At 65.0% G+C, this 14,791-nt stretch carries 13 protein-coding genes; 8 read left to right on the forward strand and 5 right to left on the reverse strand.

What is annotated here, in order from left to right; genetic code table 11:
- Positions 1–2: 2 nt before the first annotated feature.
- From B4F07_RS07155 to B4F07_RS07165, 3 genes are all read right to left on the reverse strand, one after another.
- Positions 3–731, reverse strand: coding sequence for a rhodanese-related sulfurtransferase (locus B4F07_RS07155; RefSeq protein WP_349681316.1), 729 nt, complete (start codon positions 729–731; stop codon positions 3–5).
- Positions 732–825: 94 nt separating this feature from the next.
- Positions 826–2,841, reverse strand: a complete 2,016-nt coding sequence (locus B4F07_RS07160; RefSeq protein WP_293702921.1) for a GMC family oxidoreductase N-terminal domain-containing protein — start codon at positions 2,839–2,841, stop codon at positions 826–828.
- A 359-nt stretch (positions 2,842–3,200) separates the two neighbouring features.
- Positions 3,201–5,294, reverse strand: a complete 2,094-nt coding sequence (locus B4F07_RS07165; RefSeq protein WP_293702918.1) for a malate synthase G — start codon at positions 5,292–5,294, stop codon at positions 3,201–3,203.
- Between the two features lie 215 nt (positions 5,295–5,509).
- Between B4F07_RS07165 and B4F07_RS07170 the strand changes: the two genes are divergently transcribed.
- From B4F07_RS07170 to B4F07_RS07205, 8 genes are all read left to right on the forward strand, one after another.
- The gene (locus B4F07_RS07170; RefSeq protein WP_293702915.1) at positions 5,510–5,809 is read left to right on the forward strand and encodes a WYL domain-containing protein; all 300 of its coding nucleotides are present in this window, start codon (positions 5,510–5,512) and stop codon (positions 5,807–5,809) included.
- A gap of 89 nt (positions 5,810–5,898) precedes the next feature.
- The gene (locus B4F07_RS07175) at positions 5,899–7,110 is read left to right on the forward strand and encodes a hydrolase (RefSeq protein WP_293702912.1); all 1,212 of its coding nucleotides are present in this window, start codon (positions 5,899–5,901) and stop codon (positions 7,108–7,110) included.
- Positions 7,107–8,108, forward strand: a complete 1,002-nt coding sequence (locus tag B4F07_RS07180; protein WP_293702909.1) for an arginine N-succinyltransferase — start codon at positions 7,107–7,109, stop codon at positions 8,106–8,108. The genes B4F07_RS07175 and B4F07_RS07180 overlap by 4 nt, the downstream gene beginning before the upstream one ends.
- 151 nt (positions 8,109–8,259) lie before the next feature.
- On the forward strand, positions 8,260–9,513 hold the full coding sequence (locus B4F07_RS07185) for an N-succinylarginine dihydrolase (RefSeq protein WP_293704718.1): 1,254 nt from the start codon (positions 8,260–8,262) through the stop codon (positions 9,511–9,513).
- A 3-nt stretch (positions 9,514–9,516) separates the two neighbouring features.
- Entirely contained in the window at positions 9,517–10,188 is a 672-nt protein-coding gene (locus tag B4F07_RS07190) for a spermidine synthase (protein WP_293704668.1), read from the forward strand.
- Positions 10,189–10,198: 10 nt separating this feature from the next.
- Positions 10,199–10,762, forward strand: a complete 564-nt coding sequence (locus tag B4F07_RS07195; protein ID WP_293704670.1) for a septal ring lytic transglycosylase RlpA family protein — start codon at positions 10,199–10,201, stop codon at positions 10,760–10,762.
- Between the two features lie 127 nt (positions 10,763–10,889).
- A complete protein-coding gene (locus tag B4F07_RS07200) occupies positions 10,890–11,129 on the forward strand; it encodes a hypothetical protein (protein WP_293704672.1) in 240 nt (79 codons plus the stop codon).
- Positions 11,130–11,177: 48 nt separating this feature from the next.
- On the forward strand, positions 11,178–11,933 hold the full coding sequence (locus B4F07_RS07205) for an alpha/beta fold hydrolase (protein ID WP_293704674.1): 756 nt from the start codon (positions 11,178–11,180) through the stop codon (positions 11,931–11,933).
- Here the strand turns inward: B4F07_RS07205 and B4F07_RS07210 are convergent.
- On the reverse strand, positions 11,884–12,930 hold the full coding sequence (locus B4F07_RS07210; RefSeq protein WP_293696910.1) for an alpha/beta fold hydrolase: 1,047 nt from the start codon (positions 12,928–12,930) through the stop codon (positions 11,884–11,886). The genes B4F07_RS07205 and B4F07_RS07210 overlap by 50 nt on opposite strands.
- A 60-nt stretch (positions 12,931–12,990) precedes the next feature.
- On the reverse strand, positions 12,991–14,658 hold the full coding sequence (locus B4F07_RS07215; protein ID WP_293704676.1) for an MFS transporter: 1,668 nt from the start codon (positions 14,656–14,658) through the stop codon (positions 12,991–12,993).
- Positions 14,659–14,791: the final 133 nt, after the last annotated feature.

Consider the following 14,791-nt stretch of genomic DNA (forward strand, 5'->3'; position numbering starts at 1 on the left):
CGTCAAGCCTTCTCGCCCACCTCGACCAGCCCATGCCCCACGCTCACGCGCTCGTCGAAGACGAAACAGCTGCCGTGCCAGCGGCTCTCCTCCGTCGGCACCTGCTCCAGATACGCCAAGATGCCGCCCTTCAGATGCACGACATCTTCGACGCCTTCATGCCGCAGAAACGCGGTCGATTTTTCGCAGCGGATGCCGCCGGTACAGAACATCGCCACCCGCTTGCCCGCAAAACGCTCGGCATTGGCGCGCCACCATTCGGGGAACTCGCCAAAGCTTTTCGTCGCCGGATCGACCGCGCCCGCGAAACTTCCGTAACCGACCTCGAACCCGTTGCGCGTGTCGATCAGTACGGTGTCGGGATCATCGACCAGCGCGTTCCAGTCGGCCGGATCGACATAAGGTGCCGCATCGCGCGCAGGATCGAGACCCGCGACCTTGAGCGTCACGATTTCCTTCTTCAGTCGCACTTTCAGCCGCTGAAACGGCATCGCAGCCGCGGTCGAACATTTGATGTCGAGGTCGGCGCAACCCGGCAGCGCGCGGATATGGTCCAGCACCGCGGCAATGCCATCGGCGCCGCCCGCGATCGTCCCGTTGATACCCTCACGCGCCAGCAGCAGCGTCCCCTTAACCCCCTGCGCGGCGCACAGGTCGATCAGCGGCTGGCGCAGCATGGAGGGATCGTTGAAGGGCGCGAATTTATAGAGGGCGGCAACGGTGTTGGTCATGGTCCCCGTCCCATAGCCGTTCGTGTCGAGCGAAGTCGANNCAACGTGTCTCGACTTCGCTCGACACGAACGGGAACGAGCGGATTAGCCCCTGCTACCCAAACGGATCGCCCCGCCCCGTCGCATATTCTGCCATCGCCATCGTCGTCCATTGCGCATTCACCCGGATGCAGCTGGGGAACACGCTGGCGTCGGTGACCAGGACATTGGTCGTCCCGTGAACCCGGCAGTCGAGATCGACGATCCCGTGCGAAGGATCCTCATTGATCGCATTGCCGCCATGCGGGTGGCTGCTCGACAGCGTCACATCATCCTGTTCACGGATCGCGCTCGCGAAAAACGCATCGACATCCATGTCGGGCGTCACCACCTGCCCCCGCGCCAGCGCCGGATAACATTCGATCGCCCCCGCCGCGAAATGCACCTTGGTCAGCGTCGCCATCGCATCGCGCAGCACCGGCAAATCGTCGGTCGCGTCGAGCTGGAACTGCAATTTGTCGTTCACCACTCGCCCACGCCGGTCGGCGGGGAACAGGATGCCCGCCGAATGCACGCGCCCGAAATTCTTCATCCGGTTCGCATGGTCGGCGAACCAGCCGGGCATCAGCGACGCCATCGACATCGGTGGCTGGAAATGGCTTTCGAGCAGATAGTCGCCGACATCGACATAGCTCGACATCTGGTCCTCGTCCCACGCATCGCCGCCGACCCCGTCGGGCATCAGCGCGACCACCGGCGAAGCGACGTTGAGCGACACCTGATAACCGGTGCCGTCGATGTCGCTGCGATCGAGCAGCTTCGACGAGGCGATCGTGCCGCCCGCGACCACTACGCCGACGCGGGCGCGCACCATTTTCCGCACATCACCGGGCAGGATCAGCACCACCGCCTCGGCCTCGCGCCGCCCGTCATAGGCAGTTTGCCACACGATCCGCTCCGCCTTGGTATCGGGCAGGATGCGCGCGCCATAGTCGCGGCACGCCGCGGGCAGATAGGTCTGTGCCACCCCCATGCGGCGGCCATAGGGACAGCCCGAATTGCAGTAACCGCAATAGGCACAGGCATTGGGCGTATGCGGCGGCCCGAAATTCTTGGTGAACCAGTCGGTGATCGCCCGCGCATCGCGCGGCTTGCCCGACGCCGCGGCATAAGCCTTCCACCCCTCGATCAGATGCGGCCCATTGTGCCGCCCACTGCGCGGCTCGATTTTCGCGATGCCCAGCTTTGCCTGCACCGCGTCATAGCTCGCATGAAAGGCTGCGGCGTCAATCGGCGCCCCGATGCGCGCCCATTTTGCCAGCACATCCTGCGCGTCGGGGTGTGTGCGTCCTGCTTCATTGACGCGCAGACAGATGCCGTTGTTGATCGTCGATGAACCGCCAACACAGCGCCCCTGAAACACCACAAAATCGCGGTTGGTCGACGTCTGCAGCGCGCCATGCTTGTACAGGCTCGCGATCATGTCGAGCTCGTGGTGATGAATCTTGTGCGACGGGAAAAACGGCCCCGCCTCGACGATCAGCACCGTATAGCCCTGCGCCGCGATATTATGCGCCGCGACCGCCCCGCCCGCGCCCGACCCGATCACGACGACATCATATTCGTCATCGAGCGTCGCGGCATCGAGGATATGCGCCGGGTCAATCTCGCGCCCCGTGACGGAGGTGATCGGCATCTCGCCCGCCCCGCGAGCGCGGTGTTTGGGTAGCGTGAAGCCGATCTGCCGATGCACCGGATTGGCGATATTGGCGTCCTGATCGCCCGGCAACAGCCCCGGCTGCCAATGCCCATAATAGCAGGCATAAACAATGCCGCGCAGCCGCGCCATGTCCTGAAACAGGTCGATCTGGCTGTTCTGGAGGCGGCTCTTCAGCTTGGCGGCGCGCCCCGCGACATCGTCCTCGGTAAAAAACGGACCGCCCAGCACGACCTCGGTGGCGGTCAGCGACAGGCGGATTTCGTCCAGTTTGGTCCCGCCGACCTTGGCGAACAGCTGACAGATATTATCGACCACCTGATCGGCGGTGATCGCCATGGTCGCGCCATGAAACAGCGCCTCGGTCAGCGCCTTCAGAAATTTGAGCTGCCCGAAATTAAACGGTGCCGTCATCACCCTGCCCCCTGCCTGCCCCGCGTCAAAGATGGCGCGTTATAGCGGGTGGAGGCAAGGCGTATTGTATGGAAACGTCGGTTATGGGTGGGAGCAGCCATCTCTCGGCTTCGTCATCCCGTACTTGATCCGGGATCCACGACGACGGCGCAGTTATGGATCCCGGATCAAGTCCGGGATGACGAGGAGCAGGAGGAGGAGAATATCCTCCCTGTGGCGCAGCCATGGGGAGGTGGCAGCGCGAAGCGCTGACGGAGGGGCTTTGGCGCTACCATCGCTGCCCCTCCACCATTCGCTTCGCGAACGGTCCCCCTCCCCATGGCTGCGCCACAGGCAGGATCAGCTTTCCCAACGGCCTTCTAAGCCGCCTTCTTCGCCTGCCGGAACTTGTGCAGCAACGGCTCGGTATAACCCGATGGCTGGGTCACCCCATCAAAGATCAGCGCCCGCGCCGCCTGATAGGCAATCCCGTCGGGGGTCAGCTTCTCGTACAGCGGATCACCCGCATTCTGTCCGTCCACCTTCAACGCCATGCGCGCCAGCGCCGCATCGACCTGTTCCGCCGAACACACGCCGTGCAGCAACCAGTTCGCTAGCGCCTGCGACGCGATCCGCAACGTCGCGCGGTCTTCCATCAGGCCGACGTCGTCGATGTCGGGCACCTTCGAACAGCCAACCCCCTGATCGATCCAGCGCACGACATAGCCCAAAATGCCCTGACAATTATTGTCGAGCTCGCGGGTGATTTCGGCCTCGCTCCAGTTGCGCCCGGTGGCGACCGGAATGTTCAGCAACCGGTCGAGCGACGGCACCGCCTCGCCCGCGATCTCCTGCTGCCGCGCGAACACATCGACTTGATGATAATGCAGCGTATGCAACGTCGCCGCCGTCGGCGACGGCACCCACGCGGTGTTGGCACCCGATTTCGGATGACCGATCTTCGCCTCCAGCATCGCGCGCATCAGGTCGGGCATTGCCCACATGCCCTTGCCGATCTGCGCCTTGCCCGACAGCCCGCAGGCCAGCCCGATGCGGACATTGCGATCCTCATAGGATGCGATCCAGTCGCTCGCCTTCATCTCGCCCTTCGGGATCATCGGCCCCGCGCGCATGCTGGTGTGGATCTCGTCGCCGGTGCGATCGAGGAAGCCGGTGTTGATGAACACGATGCGGTCCTTCACCGCATGGATGCACGCGGCGAGGTTGGCGCTGGTGCGGCGCTCCTCGTCCATCACCCCGACCTTCATCGTGTGGCGCGCAAGGCCGAGCATATCCTCGACCGCGTCGAACAGCCGATCGGTGAAGCCGCACTCTTCCGGCCCATGCTGCTTGGGCTTGACGATATAGATGCTGCCCGCGCGGCTGTTGGTCAGCGTGCCAAGGCCTTTCAGGTCGTGGAGCGCGCACAGCGCGGTGATGACGGCATCGCACAGCCCCTCAGGCGCCTCATTGCCACCGGGCAGCTTGATCATCGGCGTCGTCATCAGATGCCCGACGTTGCGCACGAACATCACGCTGCGGCCGTGCAGGACGAAGGGATCGCCCGTCGGCGAGGTCCATTCGTGGTCGGCCGCCATCGCGCGCGTCACCGTGGCGCCGCCCTTGGCAAAACTCTCGGTCAGGTCGCCGCGCATCAGCCCCAGCCAGTTGGTGTAGCCGAGGGTCTTGTCCTCGCCGTCGACCGCCGCGACGCTGTCCTCCAGGTCGATGATCGTGGTCAGCGCGGCTTCGAGCACGACGTCGGCGATGCCCGCGGGATCGGTCTTGCCAATCGCGCTCGCCGAATCGATCACCAGTTCGATGTGCAGGCCATGGTGGCGGAGCAGGATGCCGCCGGGCTTGCTGCCGACCCATTGCGCCGGATCGGCGAGCGTGAGCTGGCCGCCCTGCCAGTCGGCCCAGCTGCCCGATGCCATCGGCACCGCTTCGTCCAGAAACGCCTTGGCCCGCGCGATCACCGCCGCGCCGCGGGCGGCGTCATAACCACCCGGCTTAGCGGGCGGCGCGTCGAGCGCATCGGTGCCGTACAGCGCATCATACAGGCTGCCCCAACGCGCGTTGGCGGCATTGAGCGCAAAGCGCGCATTAAGCGCGGGGACAACCAGCTGCGGCCCCGCCATCGTCGCAATCTCGGGATCGACATTCTGCGTCCCCACGGCAAAGGGCGCCGGTTCGGGGACGAGATAGCCGATTTCGCGCAGGAAAGCCTGATAAGCTTCCGCATCATGCGCCTGCCCCGCCCGCGCTTCGTGCCAGGCATCGATCTGCGCCTGCAAATCCTCACGCTTGGTTAGCAAGGCGGCATTTTCGGGAGCAAATTTGCCGAGCAAGGCCGCAAATTCGGCCCAGAATTTACCCGCATCGAGCCCGGTACCGGGCAACGCGCGCGCCTCGATGAAATCGGCCAGGCGCGAATCGACGGACATGCCGCTGCGGTCGAGAAATTCAGTCATGGTAGCACCCTCTGGTCGGCGCAACTGCGCCAGTGGACCCGGGGAGGAAAGGGCCGCCGCCCTATGCCGCGATTGACGCAATATGGCAATGGCGGCGATTTCACGCATAGGATTTCATGCGATCGGTTTCGATTCGACACTTGCCGGGGGCGTCGGCATGTGCATTATGTTGCAATGCACAACGGAACCTCTCCCCTCCTCCCCCAGGTGAGCTCATGAACGAAACCCGGTTGACGCTAATGGAGGCGATTGCGCGCAAGCGCGTCGTGACCGCGCAATATAATGGCCAGCAAATGAAGCTGGCGCCCCATCAGATGTTCGAACGCCGCGGCGACCTGTTCGTCAGCGCGCTCAACCTCGACAAGAGCTGGCGCTCCGACGACGAACGGCGGCTCGGCCATTTCAAGCTCGACGGGCTGGTCGAACCGGCGCTGATCGACGCGAGTTTCGAACCCCTGCCCTCGTTCGAGGCCGCGCCGCCGCAAAGCGACGACACTTTGCTCCTCGCGATCTGATCGCCGGACCATAACCCCGGGTCATGCCGGATCGATGATTCCGCCCCGGCGGGGGTGGCAAGTGCTGCGCCGCCCGCTATAGCCGAGCGATGACGTCGCTCACGGCCACCGAAACCGCCACCCTCGAACGCGCTGCGGATGCGCCGATGCTGGCGCAGGTTGAACGCTGGGCCGCGATCAACAGCGGCACCGGCAACTTGCCGGGGCTGAAAAATGTCGCGGGGCAGCTCGCCGACAGCTTTGCCGCACTGCCCGGCGACGTGCGGCTCGTCGCCGCCGATCCGGTCGAAAGCGTCGACGCCGCAGGCCGGGTCAGCACGATCCAGCGCGGCGACCATCTCCATTTACGGGTGCGCCCCGACGCTCCGGTCCAGCTGCTGCTCACCGGCCATATGGACACGGTGTTCGCCGCCGATCATCCGTTCCAGACGCTCAAATGGCTCGAACCCGGCGTCCTCAACGGCCCCGGTACCGCCGACATGAAAGCGGGCATTTCGGTGATCCTCGCCGCGCTGACCGCGCTCGAAGCCTCGCCGTTCGCAGCGCGGGTCGGTTATGACGTGATGATCAACAGCGACGAGGAAACCGGCAGCCACGCCTCGGCCGCGCTGATCGCCGAACTCGCGAAGGGCAAGACGGCCGCCCTGACCTACGAACCCGCCCTGCCCGACGGCACCTTGGCGGGGGCAAGGCCGGGCAGCGGCAATTTTTCGGTGACCGTCCGTGGTCTGGCGGCGCACGCCGGACGCAACCCCGAAGAAGGCCGCAACGCCCTAGTCGCCGCAGCCGATCTCGCGGTGCGCCTGAATGCACTCAAGTCCCTGGAATTGAAGATCAATCCGGCCCGCATCGACGGCGGTGGCCCGAACAATGTCGTCCCCGACCAAGCCATCCTGCGCGTCAACCTCCGCCCTTCGACCCCCGAAGCGATGATTGCCGCCGAAACCGCGCTGCGTGACACCATCGCCAACATCCAGCGCGACCATGACGTCCACTGCCACCTCCACGGCGGCTTCAACCGCCCGCCCAAACCGCTCGACGCCGCGGCAACGCGCCTGTTCGAGCTGGTCCGCGACTGCGGCGCCGCGCTCGGTCTGCCACCGATCCGTTGGAACGCCACCGGCGGCGTTTGTGACGGCAACAATATCGCGGCGTGCGGGATCCCGGTCGTCGACACCATGGGACCGCGCGGCGGCGCTATCCACTCTTCGGACGAATTTCTGATCGTCGACAGCCTCGCCGAACGCGCGCAGCTGTCGGCGCTCACCATGATACGTATAGCGGAACGGGGGACAGTGTGAATTATGTGATCCGGGCAGCCAAGCCGGGCGATTTGCAGAGCATTTACGAAATGGCGAAGCTGACCGGCGGCGGCTTTACCAACCTGCCCCCCGACAAAAAGGCGTTGCGCGCGAAACTGGAGCGTACCGAAGCCTCGTTCGCCAGCGACAAGGAATATCCCTCGGACGAGCTCTATCTGCTCGTGCTGGAAGATCTCGACAGCGGCGAAGTGCGCGGGACGTGCCAGGTGTTCGGGCAGGTCGGCCAACGCTGGCCCTTTTACTCCTATCGCATCGGCACCGACAGCAAGCACAGCGAGCAGCTCGGCCGCACTTTTCACGCGCAGATCCTGATGCTCAGCAACGACCTCAACGGGTCGAGCGAGGTCGGCGGATTGTTCCTTCATCCCGCGGCGCGCGCCGGTGGGCTGGGGTTGCTGCTCGCCCGCTCGCGCTATCTGTTCATTGCGCGCCACCGCGCGCGCTTTGGCGACCGCATCCTCGCCGAGTTGCGCGGGGTGATCGACGAGGCCGGCGGCTCGCCCTTCTGGGACGGCGTCGCGGGCAAGTTTTTCGGGATGAGCTTTCAAGAAGCCGACCAGTTCAACGCGGTCCACGGCAATCAGTTCATCGCCGACCTGATGCCCAAGCATCCCGTCTATATCGCGATGCTCAGCGAGCATGCGCGCAGCGTCATCGGCGTCCCGCACCCCAGCGGCCGCGCCGCGATGCGGATGCTGGAGAACGAGAATTTCGCGTTCGAGAATTATGTCGACATCTTCGACGGCGGCCCGACGATGACCGCGCGCACCGATCAGGTCGCGAGCGTTGCCGGGGCGAAGCACGCCCAAGTGTCGGCGATCGCCGACACCGGCGACGACGCGCTGGTCGCTACCGGGCGGCTCGCCGATTTCCGCTGCTGTTTCGGCAAGGTCGGGGACGGGTCGACGCTTGACCGCACCGCGGCGAACCTACTCGGCGTGGAGCCGGGCGACGAGATCAGCTGGATTGGGCGCTGAGACAAGCTCCTCCCCTTCAGGGGAGGGGTTGAGGTAGGGCCATCGGCATAGCGCCACCGTTGAGGCCCACCCCGCTGCGACTAGCCAGCAAGCTGGCAAGTCTCGCTGCCCCTCCCCTGAAGGGGAGGGGTTGAAACAGGGAAAAATGGACATCATGCTTACCGAAATCAATTTCGACGGAATCATCGGCCCCAGCCATAATTATGCGGGGCTTAGCCGCGGCAATATCGCGTCCGCATCGAACGCGGGCGACGTGTCGCAGCCGCGCGCGGCGGCGTTGCAGGGTATCGACAAGATGCGCCACAATCTGGCGCTCGGGCTGCCGCAAGGCTTTTTCATGCCGCTCGACCGCCCCGATGTGCCATGGCTGGCGTCGCTTGGCACGACGCTGGACGATGCCGAGGGTCATTTGCGCGCGCAGGCGTGGTCGGCGTCGTCGATGTGGGCCGCGAATGCCGCGACCGTCTCCCCGGCTCCCGACAGCGGCGACGGCAAATGTCATCTGACCGTCGCGAACCTCGTCACCATGCCGCACCGCAGTCACGAATGGCCGGGGACGTTAGCCCAGCTTCGCCTTGCTTTTGCCGATCCCGCCTTTGCTGTCCACGCGCCTATCCCTGCCCCGTTTGGCGACGAAGGCGCGGCCAACCATATGCGGTTGTGCAGCGGGCATGACGGGCAAGGTGTCGAAATTTTCGTCTATGGCGTCGGCGGCGGCCGATTTCCGGCGCGCCAGCATCTCGACGCGTCCAAGGCGATCGCGCGCCATCACCGGCTCGACCCCGCCCGCACCCTTTTCATCCGCCAGTCGGACACCGCGATCCAAGGCGGCGCCTTTCACAACGATGTCGTCGCCGTTGCGAACGAGCATGTGCTGTTCACCCACGAAACCGCCTTCGAAGACCGCGAGGCGGCCCACGCCGAAATCCGCACCGCTTTTCCGGCGGTCGAGATCGTCGAGGTGCCGGCGAGCGCGGTGACCCTGCCCGACGCGATCAAATCCTATTTGTTCAACGCGCAGCTCGTCAGCCTGCCGGACGGCGGCGGCATGGGTCTTGTCCTGCCAACCGAGGCGCAAGCCACCCCCGCGGTGTGGAACTGGCTAGAGGCGCATGTCGCGGGCAACGGCCCGATCCGCCGCCTGCTGCCGGTCAACGTCCGCCAGTCGATGGCGAATGGCGGCGGCCCGGCCTGTCTGCGCCTGCGCGTCGTCGCCGATCCTGCGACCGTCGATCCGCGCTTCATCGCCGACGACGCAAAACTCGACCGGATTGCCGAAGTGGTGGCGACGCACTGGCCGGAAGCGATTGCGCCCGGCGACCTCGCGTCGGCAACGCTGGCTTCCGATGTCCGCCGCGCGCGCGCCGCGCTGCTCGAAGCGCTCGACCTTAGCGAACTGACCTAACGCATGAAAATGCGCGAATTGCTCGGCACCGCACAGGTACCCGGCGGCGACGAACTGCGGCTGTATCGGCGCGGCGACGATTTCATCATCGCGATCGACCGCAACGAACTGATGAGCAGCCGGATGAGCGGCTCCGAAGAAGCGCTGGCGACGATGACGTGCGAGCGGCTCCGCAGCGCGCGAGCAGCCAGCCTGTTGATCGGCGGTTACGGCATGGGCTTCACCCTGCGTGCTGCGCTGGCGACGCTGGGGCCGGACGCAAAAATCACCGTGGCGGAGCTGGTGCCGGGCATCATTGAGTGGGCGCGCGGTCCGATGGCGGAACTGGCGGCGGGTTGCCTCGACGATCGGCGGGTTGAACTGGTGCTCGGCGACGTATCGAAAGCGATCGGCGCGGCGACGCACCGCTATGACGCAATCCTGCTCGACGTCGACAATGGCCCCGATGGCCTGACGCGCGAGGCCAACGAGGGTCTCTATTCGGCGGCGGGCCTTGCCACAGCCAAGGCGGCGCTGCGGCCCGGCGGAATACTGGCGATATGGTCCGCCGCCCCCGACGCCCGCTTCACCCGCCAATTGAGCGCAGCGGGGTTTCAGGTCGAAGAGGTCGGCGTGCGCGCGCGCAGCAATGGCAAAGGCCCGCGACACGTCATCTGGTTCGCGCGCGCGGCCTGAGCCCGGAGTCATGGCAATACGGCCCAATTCGATCGTTGCCGCAGCCGTGATGGCATTGTCGCTGTCCGGTTGTGCCGGGAACAATTATCGCCCAGTTGCCGACACTGCCGTGCGTGTCGGACCCGCTTACACTATCCGCGGCGCGACCTATGTCCCCGCCGCCGCGCCGACCTATGACGCGCTCGGCTATGCCAGTTGGTACGGCAGCGAGTCGGGAAACCGTACAGCCAATGGCGAACAGTTTCGTCCCGGCTGGATCACCGCCGCGCACACCACGCTGCCCCTGCCCACCTATGTCGAGGTAACCGCGCTCGATACCGGACGGCGGATCATCGTGCGGGTCAACGACCGCGGCCCATTCGCGCAGGGTCGGATTATCGATCTGTCGCGCGGGGCTGCCGAACAGCTGGGGATCAAAGCGCAGGGCCATGCCGCGGTGCGCGTGCGGCGGGTCGAACCGACGGAGAAGGATCGCGAGCGGCTGCGCAAAGGCAAGCCTGCCGCATCGCTTGAGCGCGTTTCGGAACGCGAGTTGCAAAGGCTGCGGGCGCGAATGGCTCCTGCGGTACGGTAAGTCCCGATTGGCGACACCCGCGACGCCCCTTCCCTCTTTTGTCGGATTAACTTACAGTTTACCATAAGCCCGGCGCATCGGATCCCGCTTTTGCGCCAGTGGCATGGCTCTTGCTGGGTAAAACACGATGTGGAAAAAAATCGGACGCCTGTTCGTCATCAAGACCCGCTTTGAAGCGTGCCTGATCATTTATGCGCTTGCGGTCGGCGCGATGGCGCGCGGCAGCGCCTACCTTCATGAATATCCCGGGATGGGCGGCAAGCTGTTGTTGGTTGCATGCAGCGGCGCGGTGTTTCTGGCGGGCGCAAAGATTTTCGACTGCCTCCGTTACGAGCAGGCGGCCGCCGACGCCAAACTGGCGAACTAAACCGGAGCAGTCTTTCCCGCGTCACCGGGATATGCGAAGGCGGGAACCATGAGCAGGATCAGCGGCCGACCGGCCATCAGCACCGAACATGTCTATGGCCTGACGCTGCGCGTCGCGCGCTGGCGGACGGGCGCGGGCAGTACGCCGCTGTTGTTCCTGAACGGTATCGGCGCCGACATCGCCGCCGCAGCGCCGCTGCTCGCGCAGATGCACGGGCGTGAGGTGTGGACGCTCGACATGCCGGGAGTCGGCGGTTCGCCCGACGCACTGCTGCCCTATGGCGCGTCGACCATTGCCGCGGTCGTGATGGAAATCGCCGACCGGCTGGGCCACAAGATCATCGATATTGCCGGATTCAGCTGGGGTGGCGCGCTGGCGCAGCAGATCGCGATCCAGTTTCCGGGGCGCGTCCGCCGCCTTGTGCTGATGGCAACGACGCCAGTCATGGGTGCGCCCGGCATCGGCTGGGCCGCCATGTTCGACGACGACATGCAGGCAAGCGGGCTGAAAATCCAGACCGCGACCCCGCTCGGCATCGCCTATCAGACCGCGGCGATGGCGGGATGGAGTAGCGCGGCCTATCTCCCGGGGCTGAAAAACCTGCCCACGCTGGTCCTGATGGGCGAGCGGGATGGCGTCATGCCTGCTTGCTATGGCCAGATGCTTGCCAGTCTGATCGACGGAGCGGTGTTGGAAGTGGTCCCGGGGTCGCACCTGTTCCCCTTTACCGACGCCGCCGCCATGGCGGCGCGGATCAGCGCGTTTCTGGACCAGCCGGCGGCGACGCAAAAAGCCGCCGCGTAAGAAAGTCGGTAATCGCCGCGGCGGTCGCGTCGGGGGCTTCCTCCATCGGCAGATGGCCGATGTTCTTGAGCAGCACGACGTCCGATCCCGGAATCCGTTCGTGAAAGGTCTGCGCCGCGCTGGGATTGATGATGCGGTCCTTGTCGCCGAACAGGATCAGCGTCGGCGCCGTGATCTCATTGACCCGGTCGGCCATCGCGGGTTCGCGGTCGAGTCGGGCGCGGAGCACCGTGGCTTCGCGATTGCCGGGGAAGCGCAGCAATTCCCAATAGCGATCGATCATCGCGTCATCGACGATACCCTGTTTCTCGACCGACCCGCGCAGCGACTGTTCGACCAACGCCCGCGGCGTGATCTGCGTCGCCAGCCTCCGTCCGGCGGGATATTTTAGGATGCGAAAGCCGACGTTCGATTCGGGGGTCTTCTCACCCTTGCGAAGCGGCATCCCGGCGGCGTTGATCAGCAGCAAGGCGTCGACGCGATCCGGCTGTGCGAGCGCGTAACGCCACGCGACCCACCCGCCCATCGAATTGCCGCCCAGGATGAAGCGATCGAGGCCAAGCTTGGCGGCGACGACATCGACCGCGGCCGCCATGCCGTTCGCGCCATAATCCTTGTCAGGGGTGCCGCCGGTCAACCCGTGGCCTGGCAGGTCGAGCGTGACGACGCGGTAGTCGCCGCCCAGTCGCTGGACCAGCGGTTCCCAGGTATGCACGCTGCTGTTTGATCCGTGGAGCAGGATGATCGCGGGGCCGCCGCGCTGGCCCTGGTCGCGATAATGGATGCGTTGCCCCGCTGGCCCGGCGACGAACGCGCCCGCCGGCCCGCTGTATTTGGCGATCATCGCATCGCGGTCGGTGTCGGGGGTGCGCAGCGCAAGGAACGCGATGACAATGGCGATCAACATGGCAATCGGTATCAGGACGCGCTTGCGCCGGAATAATGGTCGCCGCGGCGGCAGCGGTTCAAAATCGTCGTCGTCGATCCGGTTTGTCATCACGCCCCCCTCAAGGCTGGGGGCGACCCTAACGCGCGCGCGCAGCCCGTCAATGCCGAGCTATTGATCGATCCTGCGGCGAAAGGTTTCGGGCAGGAAGAACAGGCCGATCACCAGCGTGATCACCGCGACGACGACCGGATACCACAGGCCGTAATAGATATTGCCCGTCGCGGCGACCATCGCGAAGGCGGTGGTCGGCAGGAAACCGCCGAACCAGCCGTTGCCGATATGATAGGGCAGCGACATCGCGGTGTAGCGGATGCGGCTGGGGAACAGCTCGACGAGCAGCGCGGCGATCGGGCCGTAGACCATCGTCACCAGCAGTACGAGGTAGAAGAGTATCGCGACGACGAGCGGTTTATTGATCCGCGCGGGGTCGGCTTTTGCCGGATATCCGGCCTCTGCCGTCGCGGCCGCCAACTGCTTGCGGAACACCTCGGCGGCGGCTGCCCGCTCGTTTTCAGCCAGACGCCAAGGTTCGGGCGCGATGAGGACGCGGTCGCCGATCCGGATATGCGCGGGCAATCCGGTGATGCGGTCACGTTCATGATTGATGTACGTCACACCCGCCTTAGCCAGCGCCGATTTCGCGATGTCACAGCCGGTATTTTCAAACTTGTTCTTACCCACCGGATCAAACTGAAAGGCGCAGGCACCGGGATCGGCGGTGACCGACACGGCGGCGCGGAGCTGCGCCGACGCCATTGCCGGGTTCGCAGCGCTGGTTAGCAGCTGGAAAGTCGGGAAATACGTCAACGCCGCCAGCGCGCAGCCCGCGAGGATGATCGGTTTGCGCCCGATCTTGTCGCTGAGCCACCCAAAGAAGATAAAGAATGGTGTGCCGAGAATCAGCGCGATGGCGATCAAAATGTTCGCGGTTGCGCCATCGACCTTCAGCGTCTTTTCGAGGAAGAACAGCGCATAGAATTGGCCGGTGTACCAAACCACCGCCTGCCCCGCGACCGCGCCAAACAGTGCGACGATCACCCATTTGAGGTTGCCCCAGCGGCCGAAGGCTTCGGTCAAGGGCGCCTTCGACGTCGTCCCCTCTTCCTTCATCTTCTGGAACACGGGGCTTTCATTGAGCTGCATCCGGATCCACAGGGACACGCCGAGCAGGATGATCGAGATCAGGAACGGGATGCGCCAGCCCCAGTCGGCGAACGCCGCCTCGCCAATCAGCGTCCGGATGGTGATGACGACGCCGAGCGCGGCGAACAGGCCGAGCGTCGCGGTCGTCTGGATGAAGCTCGTGAACAGCCCGCGCTTGCCCTCGGGCGCATGTTCGGCGACATAGGTGGCGGCGCCGCCATATTCGCCGCCTAGCGCCAGCCCTTGCAGCAGCCGCAGAACCACCAGCAGGATCGGCGCGGCGACGCCGATCGACGCATAGTTGGGCAGCACGCCGACAAGGAAGGTCGAGGCGCCCATCAGGCCCATGGTGACGAGGAACGTATTCTTGCGTCCGACCAGATCGCCGATGCGACCGAACACCAGAGCGCCAAACGGCCTGACGGCAAAGCCTGCGGCAAAGGCAGCGAGCGCGAAGATAAAGCCGGTGGTTTCGTTGACGCCCGAGAAAAACTGCGCCGAGATGACGGTCGCAAGCAGACCATACAGGTAGAAATCATACCATTCGAACACGGTGCCAAGCGAGGACGCGAGGATGACCTTGCGTTCGCTTTGGCGCGTGTCGATGGGCGTCGTTGCCCCTGCGTCCGTCACCCGCTGCCCCTTCGCTTTCGCTATGGCGCAAAGGGTAGCCTGCGCGGGCTTGGCGTCAATGGCTTCAGCTCGTCATTGCGAGCGGAGCGAAGCAATCCAGAGCGGCTTGTCGTGTCCTGGATTGCTTCGTTGC

This window comes from Sphingopyxis sp. UBA6723 (assembly GCF_002454115.1).
Lineage (GTDB): Bacteria > Pseudomonadota > Alphaproteobacteria > Sphingomonadales > Sphingomonadaceae > Sphingopyxis.